The following is a 6,622-nucleotide window of genomic DNA, read 5'->3' as shown; positions in this document are numbered from 1 at the left end:
CCTGACCCAGGAGCTGATCGACCTGCCGGGCGTTGCTGCGGGTGCTGGAGGCGGTCGAGGAGGTCGCCCGGCGGGTGGTGCTGGGCAAGGTGGAGCTGAGCGCCTCGCAGCTGGCGGAGAAGTTCGGCTTCACCAAGGTCAAGCAGTGGACGCCGGTGTCGGACCTGTCCGGTGGCGAGCGGCGGCGGCTGCAGCTGGCCCGGCTGCTGATGGCCGAGCCCAACGTGCTGTTGCTCGACGAGCCGACCAACGACCTTGACATCGACACGTTGCAGCAGCTGGAGGACCTGCTCGACTCGTGGCCGGGCACGATGGTCGTGGTCTCGCACGACCGGTACCTGATCGAACGCGTCTGCGACCAGGTAGTGGCGCTGTTCGGCGAGGGCGGCATCAGCGACCTGACCGGCGGCATCGAGGAGTACCTGCGCCGCCGTGACCAGCAGCTGGCGGCCGCCGCCGCCACGCAGGCCGTCGCCGCCGCGCCGAAGGTGAGCGACGCCGCCGAGCAGCGGGCCGCCCGCAAGGAGCTGTCACGGCTGGAGCGGCGGCTGGACACGCTGACCAAGAAGGAGGGGGAGCTGCACGCCAAGCTGGCCGAGGCGGCGACCGATCCGGACCGGCTGCTGTCGCTGGACGCCGAGCTGCGGGCCGTGCTGGCCGAGAAGGACGAGGTCGAGGAGCAGTGGATGCTCGCGGCCGACGCCGCCGAGTGACCCTCCGATGCAGGGAAGGACACCTTACCTGCGTTGACCGAGGGTAAGGAGTCCTTCCCTGCATGAAAGCGGCCTCGACCGCATAGGCTCCGAGTTATGAGCAAGTTCGTCGATACGTTGCGCGCCACCGGGACCGGTGGTCGTGGCAAGGGGTTCATCACCGGCGAGCCGCACGAGCCGCTGCGCCGGACGTGGGCCGAGGTGCACGTGACCGCGACCGAGCTGGCCGGCGGCCTGGTGGCGGGCGGCCTGCGCCCGGGCACCGCGGTCGCCGTGCTGGCCGCCGATCCGGCGGTGATCGCGCCGGCCGTGCAGGCGGTGTGGCTGGCCGGTGGCAGCGTGACCATGCTGCACCAGCCGACCCCGCGCACCGACCTCGGCGAATGGGCCCAGGACACCCTGAAGGTCCTCGGCATGATCGAGGCGGGCCTCGTCCTGCTGGGCAGCCCCTTCGACGCGCTGTCCGGCGTGCTGGACGAGCACGGGATCACCTACCGCAAGCTGACCGACCTGGCCGGCGAGGCGCTGACCGAGCCCGTGCCCGTCGACGAGGACGCCACCGCGCTGCTCCAGCTGACCAGCGGCTCGACGGCTGACCCCAAGGCGGTGCGGATCACGCACCGGAACCTGATGGCGAACATGACGGCGATGATCACGGCGTCCAAGTTCGACTTCGAGGTCGACACCATGGTGTCGTGGCTGCCGCTGTTCCACGACATGGGCATGGTCGGCTTCCTGACGCTGCCGATGACCTTCGGCATCGAGCTGGTGAAGGTCAGCCCCGTGGAGTTCCTCGGCGGCCCGCTGCTGTGGTTCGACCTGATCAGCCGGTACCGCGGCACCGTCACCGCCGCGCCCAACTTCGCCTACGCCATCGCCGGCCGTCGACTGTCCTCTGTGGACGAAGAGGGCAAGTACGACCTGTCGCGGCTGCGGATCGCCCTGAACGGCGCGGAACCCATCGACGCCGCCGCGGTGAAGTCGTTCACCGACGCCGGCGCGCGCTTCGGCATGAACCCCGGATGTGTGCTCTGCGCCTACGGAATGGCCGAGACCACGCTCGGCGTCGCCTTCGCGGCCCCCGGTGACGGCATCACCATCGACACCATCGACGCCGACGAGCTGGAGGCCGGCAAGCGCGCCGTCCCCGCGACCGAAGGCAAGACCCGCGCCTTCCCGCTGCTCGGACATCCCTTGCCCGGCTTGGAAATTAAGATTGTCGACGAGAACGGCGACGCCCGTGGCGACCGCGAGGTCGGCCTGATCATGCTGCGCGGCGAGGCCGTCACCCCCGGCTATCTCACCGTCAACGGCCCGGTGTCCACACAGGACGAACACGGCTGGCTCGACACCGGCGACGAGGGCTACCTCATCGACGGCCAGGTCGTGGTCTGTGGCCGCCGCAAGGACGTCATCATCATGGGCGGCCGCAACATCTATCCCACCGACATCGAGCGCGCCGCCACCTCCGTCGACGGCGTCCGCGCCGGCAACGCCGTGGCCGTCCGCCTCGACGCCGGCACCCGCCGCGAACGCTTCGCCGTCGCCCTGGAATCCAACCGCGCCACCGATCCCGAGGCCGTCAAGGTGATCAAGGACGAGGTCGCCGCCAAGGTCGTCGACGCCGCCGGGGTGCGCCCCTACGCCGTCATCGTGCTGCCGCCCGGCAACCTGCCCAAGACCCCCTCGGGCAAGCTCCGCCGCGCCGCCGCCGGCGAGCAGGTCGCCAAGATGCTGGCCAAGGACTGAGCAACTCGGGTGCGGGGCCGCAGAGCCCCGCGCCCGGTCAGCTCATTTCGCGGATGTCACGCCGTCTTCGGGGACGTAGTAGCGGTAAGTCGTCACGCCGGAGATGTTGCCGGCGGCGTCCACGCTGGTCACCACCACCTGGTCGATGCCGAACGTCGTCGGGGTGATCCAGACCGTCACGGCGCCGTCGCTCGCCGGCACGAAGGCTCCCGGCCGGTTCGGGCCGTACCGGAAGCCGACGACATCGGTGGAACCGTTGGCGGAGAAGGTGAAGCGGCCAGGCTTGCCGATGCGGCCGGTCCCGCCGGTCGGCGGGTAGTCGGGCGAGGACACCGCCGGTTTGCCCGGCGCGGTGAAGTCCGTGGTGAACTCGCAGACATCGCTCCACGGGCCGGTTTCTGCCCCGTCGGAGGACCGCGCCTGCCATGCGTACGTGGTGCCGTCGCTCAGACCGGTGTTGCCAACGGTCACTGCGGCCACCGTGCCACCGACGCCCGAGGTCTGCGCCGTGCCGCGCTGATCGGACCGGTCGACCGGCCACCAGTCGAACTCCGTGGTCACCTGGTCGGCACCGTCCGGCACCACCGAGAGACTGCCCGCGCTGTTCAAGCCGACCAGAAGCGGCTGCGCGCCGCAGGAATGCTGATCGACCGCCGGGCTGGTCGGCTGGCCCGGCGCGGTCGGGTCGGCCAGCGCCGGCGCCGCGAGTCCGGCGGCGATCATGCCGGCGGCCAGCGTGATGCCGGCCGCTCGTGACAGAAACCTGGATGTGCCCCGAGCCATTGGCTTTCCCCCTGCTGTGCGTAGATCCAGAACTACATCTGAACCGTGTATAGCAGGGGGAAAGCGGTGGTGTTAGCGGCTTTCCAGCGTCTTGGCGACCTGGTCGAGGAACTCGTCCACTTCCTCCTTCGTGTACCCGCGCCGGCCGAGGCCGGTGTGGGTAAAGGCGACCGAGCGGACATCGGCGGCGGTGAGGGTGTCCTCACCGCGCAGGGTGGCCTCGATGCGGTCGAGGAAGGCGTCGACCTCGGCCTCGTCGTAGGCGTTCTTGCTGATCAAAGCCAGGCTGAACGTGACGTCGCGGACGTCGTCGGGGCTCATGGCGGGGACGCTACCCAGGGCCCGGTCAATGCGCCTGTCGATCACCGGCGGGTTGGCGGCCGAACCCCGCGCGGAACGCGCGGAGAAAGCACTGATCAGTGGAAGGCGTTCTGGGCGGCTTCCAGGCCCTTGCCGATGAGGGCCTCGACGGCGTCGGCGCAGCGGTCGACGGCGAAGGGCAGTTCCTTGCGCTGAGGAGTGGAGAAGTCCTTGAGCACGTAGTCGGCGGGGTCCTGGCGGCCCGACGGGCGGTCGATGCCGAAGCGGACCCGGTGGTAGTCCTTGGTGCCGAGCGACTTGGTGATGGAGCGCAGCCCGTTGTGGCCGTTGTCCCGCCAAGCTTGAGGCGCAGGGTGGCGAAGGGCAGGTCGAGCTCGTCGTGCACGACGACGACTCGGCCGGGGCGACCTTGTAGAAGCGCGCGGCGGCCACGGTGGGGCCGCCGGAGAGGTTCATGAACGAGCGGGGCTTGGCCAGCACGACCCGGCGACCGGACAGCCGCCCCTCGACGACCTCGGCGCCGCTCTTATGGGCCTTGAACCGGCCGCCGACGCGGGCGGCGAGCTCGTCGGCGACGAGGAAACCGATGTTGTGCCGGTTGCCGGCGTACTGCGGACCGGGATTGCCCAGCCCGACGACAAGAACGACCTCGCTAGCGTCCACGCGAGCGCAACTCCTGCTCCAACTCGTCCAACAGGGCGTCGACGGCGGCCACCCGGTACCCCCGGCGCAGCCCGGTGGTCCCGGTGAACCGGGTGTGGAACACCTCGCCCGCGGTCATCGCGGCCTTGCCGTCCAGGGTCGCGGCGGCCCGCACCAGGAACGCCTCCACCTCGCCCGGATCGTAGCCGTGCGAGGCCTTCGGCAGCCGCACGGCCAGCAGGTCGCCGCCGGTCCGCAGCCGCGTCCCGGCCACCCGGCCCGTGCTCAGCTGCCGCCGCACCCGCTCCAGGAACGCGTCGACGTCCCGAGGGCGGTAGCCGTGCTTGCGTGAGGCGAAAACCACCTCTTCGACCTGCTCGGCGGTGAGCGTGCCCCGGCCGGTCAGCGCCTGCGCGACCTGGGCCAGGAACGCGTCCACCTCGTCCACGTCGTAGCCGGGCCCCCGCTCGAACCGCACGGTCCGCACGTCGGCGGGCGTGAGGGTGGGCGGCGGCATGGGGCCGGAACGCGGGAACGGCTCCCGGCCCCCGTGGTTAGGGGGCTGGGCGCCGTCGCGGTGCTCTGCCGTGATGAGGCTCAGCTCTCGTCGGCGGCCGGCTCGGCCTCGGCCTCGGCGCCGTCCAGCTGGGCGGCGGTCGGCGCGGCGTTGACGGCGGCGACGAGCGCGTCGGCGTCGGTGATCAGCGACGTGCCGGCGGGCAGCACGATGTCGGAGGCGTTGATCCGGGTGCCGGCCTGCACACCCGCGATCGGCACCTCGACGTGCTCGGGCAGGTTCAGGGCGTCGGCCTCGACCTGGATGGTGGAGAGCTCCTGGGTGACCAGGGTGGCCGGGGCGGCGTCGCCGACCAGCACGACCGGGACGTCGATGGTGATCTTCTCACCGCGCTGCACCAGCAGCAGGTCGACGTGCTCGATGTAGTTCTTGATCGGGTGCGTGGTGACCGTCTTGGTCAGGGCCAGCTCGCTGCCGCCGTTGACCTCGAGCGACAGGACGGCGTTGGTGCCGTGCTCACGGACCACACGGGCGAACTCCAGCGCCGGCAGGGCCAGGTGCTTCGGGTCGGAACCGTGGCCGTAGAGCACCGCGGGGATCTTGCCGGAACGACGGGTGCGGCGGGCCGCGCCCTTGCCGAACTCGGTGCGCGACTCGGCGGCGAGACGTACCTCGGACACGGTGGGGTACTCCTTGTAGCTCTCAGGATCGGGGTGGGGAAGCGGCCTGCGGCGACGGGGAGCGGCGCGGGACCATGAACAGCGCGCGGCAACCAAGCCGCCGCGTCGATCACGGAGCCACGAGGACGTACCCTCGCCGAGGCAACCAAGACAGTGTAGGGGGCCGATTCGACCAAAGCGAATCGGCCCCCGTGTTCATGCCGCGCGTGCCCGCTCGGCGCGGAACGCGCGGCATGTCACGCGTTGCCGTCGAAGAGACTCGTCACCGAGCCGTCCTCGAACACCTGCTGAATCGCCTGCGCCAGCAGCGGGGCGATGGACAGCACGGTCAGCTTGTCGAACTGCTTCTCCTGCGGGATCGGCAGCGTGTTGGTCAGCACGATCTCGCGGGCGCTGCTGTTCTGCAGCCGCTCCACCGCGGGCCCGGACAGCACGCCGTGCGTCGCGGCCACGATCACACCCGTGGCACCGGCGTCGACCAGCTGCTCCACGGCCTTCACGATGGTGCCGCCGGTGTCCACCATGTCGTCGATGACCACGCACATCCGGTCGCGCACCTCGCCGACGACGCGGTTGGCCACCACCTCGTTGGGCTTGAGCGGGTCACGCGTCTTGTGGATGAAGGCGATCGGGCAGCCGTCGAGCATGTCGGCCCACTTCTCCGCCAGCTTGGTGCGGCCGGAGTCGGGGGAGACGACGGTCAGCGGCTCGCTGCCGTACTTGGTGCGCACGTGCTCGGCCAGCAGGGCCATCGCCCACAGGTGGTCGACCGGCCCGTCGAAGAAGCCCTGGATCTGCGCGGTGTGCAGGTCCACGGTCATGATCCGGTCGGCGCCCGCGGTCTTGAACAGGTCGGCGATCAGCCGGGCCGAGATCGGCTCGCGACCGCGGTGCTTCTTGTCCTGCCGCGCGTACGGATAGAACGGCATGATCACGGTGATGCGCTTGGCGCTGGCCCGCTTCAGGGCGTCCACCATGATCAGCTGCTCCATCACCCACTGGTTGATTGGCGCGCTGTGGCTCTGCACGACGAAGGCGTCGCAGCCTCGCACCGACTCCTCGAACCGGACGAAGATCTCGCCGTTCGCGAACTCGTACGCCGACTGCGGCACGACCGAGACGTCGAGGTACTTCGCGACCTCCTCGGCGAGCTCCGGGTAGGCGCGGCCGCTGAAGAGCATCAGGCTCTTCTTCGGAGTTCCGGAGATGGAGGCCAC

Annotated in this window: 6 protein-coding genes and 2 pseudogenes; 2 read left to right on the top strand and 6 right to left on the bottom strand. The window is 70.4% G+C overall.

The features are described 5' to 3' along the window. Nucleotides 1-713 (top strand): annotated as a pseudogene (locus KUTG_RS22535) (ATP-binding cassette domain-containing protein); the annotation flags it as partial. Nucleotides 714-809: 96 nt separating this feature from the next. Beyond that, the gene (locus tag KUTG_RS22530) at nucleotides 810-2,462 is read left to right on the top strand and encodes a fatty acyl-AMP ligase (protein ID WP_043719339.1); all 1,653 of its coding nucleotides are present in this window, start codon (nucleotides 810-812) and stop codon (nucleotides 2,460-2,462) included. Between the two features lie 42 nt (nucleotides 2,463-2,504). On the opposite strand, the gene KUTG_RS22525 is transcribed toward KUTG_RS22530, so the two are convergent. The 6 genes and pseudogenes from KUTG_RS22525 to KUTG_RS22500 all read right to left on the bottom strand — a co-directional run bounded on the left by KUTG_RS22525 (nucleotide 2,505) and on the right by KUTG_RS22500 (nucleotide 6,622). Further along, nucleotides 2,505-3,245 carry a hypothetical protein gene (locus KUTG_RS22525; protein ID WP_043719336.1) on the bottom strand — a complete coding sequence of 247 codons (741 nt, stop codon included), beginning with the start codon at nucleotides 3,243-3,245 and terminating at the stop codon, nucleotides 2,505-2,507. Between the two features lie 72 nt (nucleotides 3,246-3,317). Then, nucleotides 3,318-3,566, bottom strand: coding sequence for a DivIVA domain-containing protein (locus tag KUTG_RS22520; RefSeq protein ID WP_043719334.1), 249 nt, complete (start codon nucleotides 3,564-3,566; stop codon nucleotides 3,318-3,320). Nucleotides 3,567-3,661: 95 nt separating this feature from the next. Then, nucleotides 3,662-4,229: pseudogene (pth, locus tag KUTG_RS22515) on the bottom strand (aminoacyl-tRNA hydrolase). Next, complete coding sequence (locus KUTG_RS22510; protein ID WP_043719333.1) at nucleotides 4,219-4,725, bottom strand: DivIVA domain-containing protein; 507 nt, start codon at nucleotides 4,723-4,725, stop codon at nucleotides 4,219-4,221. The pseudogene pth and the gene KUTG_RS22510 overlap by 11 nt, the downstream one beginning before the upstream one ends. Before the next feature lie 80 nt (nucleotides 4,726-4,805). Beyond that, nucleotides 4,806-5,405 carry a 50S ribosomal protein L25/general stress protein Ctc gene (locus KUTG_RS22505; RefSeq protein ID WP_043719331.1) on the bottom strand — a complete coding sequence of 200 codons (600 nt, stop codon included), beginning with the start codon at nucleotides 5,403-5,405 and terminating at the stop codon, nucleotides 4,806-4,808. A 236-nt stretch (nucleotides 5,406-5,641) separates the two neighbouring features. Continuing rightward, entirely contained in the window at nucleotides 5,642-6,622 is a 981-nt protein-coding gene (locus KUTG_RS22500; RefSeq protein WP_043730274.1) for a ribose-phosphate diphosphokinase, read from the bottom strand.

The sequence above is a fragment of the Kutzneria sp. 744 genome, assembly GCF_000568255.1.
In the GTDB taxonomy this organism is placed as follows: Bacteria; Actinomycetota; Actinomycetes; order Mycobacteriales; family Pseudonocardiaceae; genus Kutzneria.
Note: the sequence above shows the minus strand (reverse complement) of the source record. Positions and strands in the feature narration are given on the sequence as shown.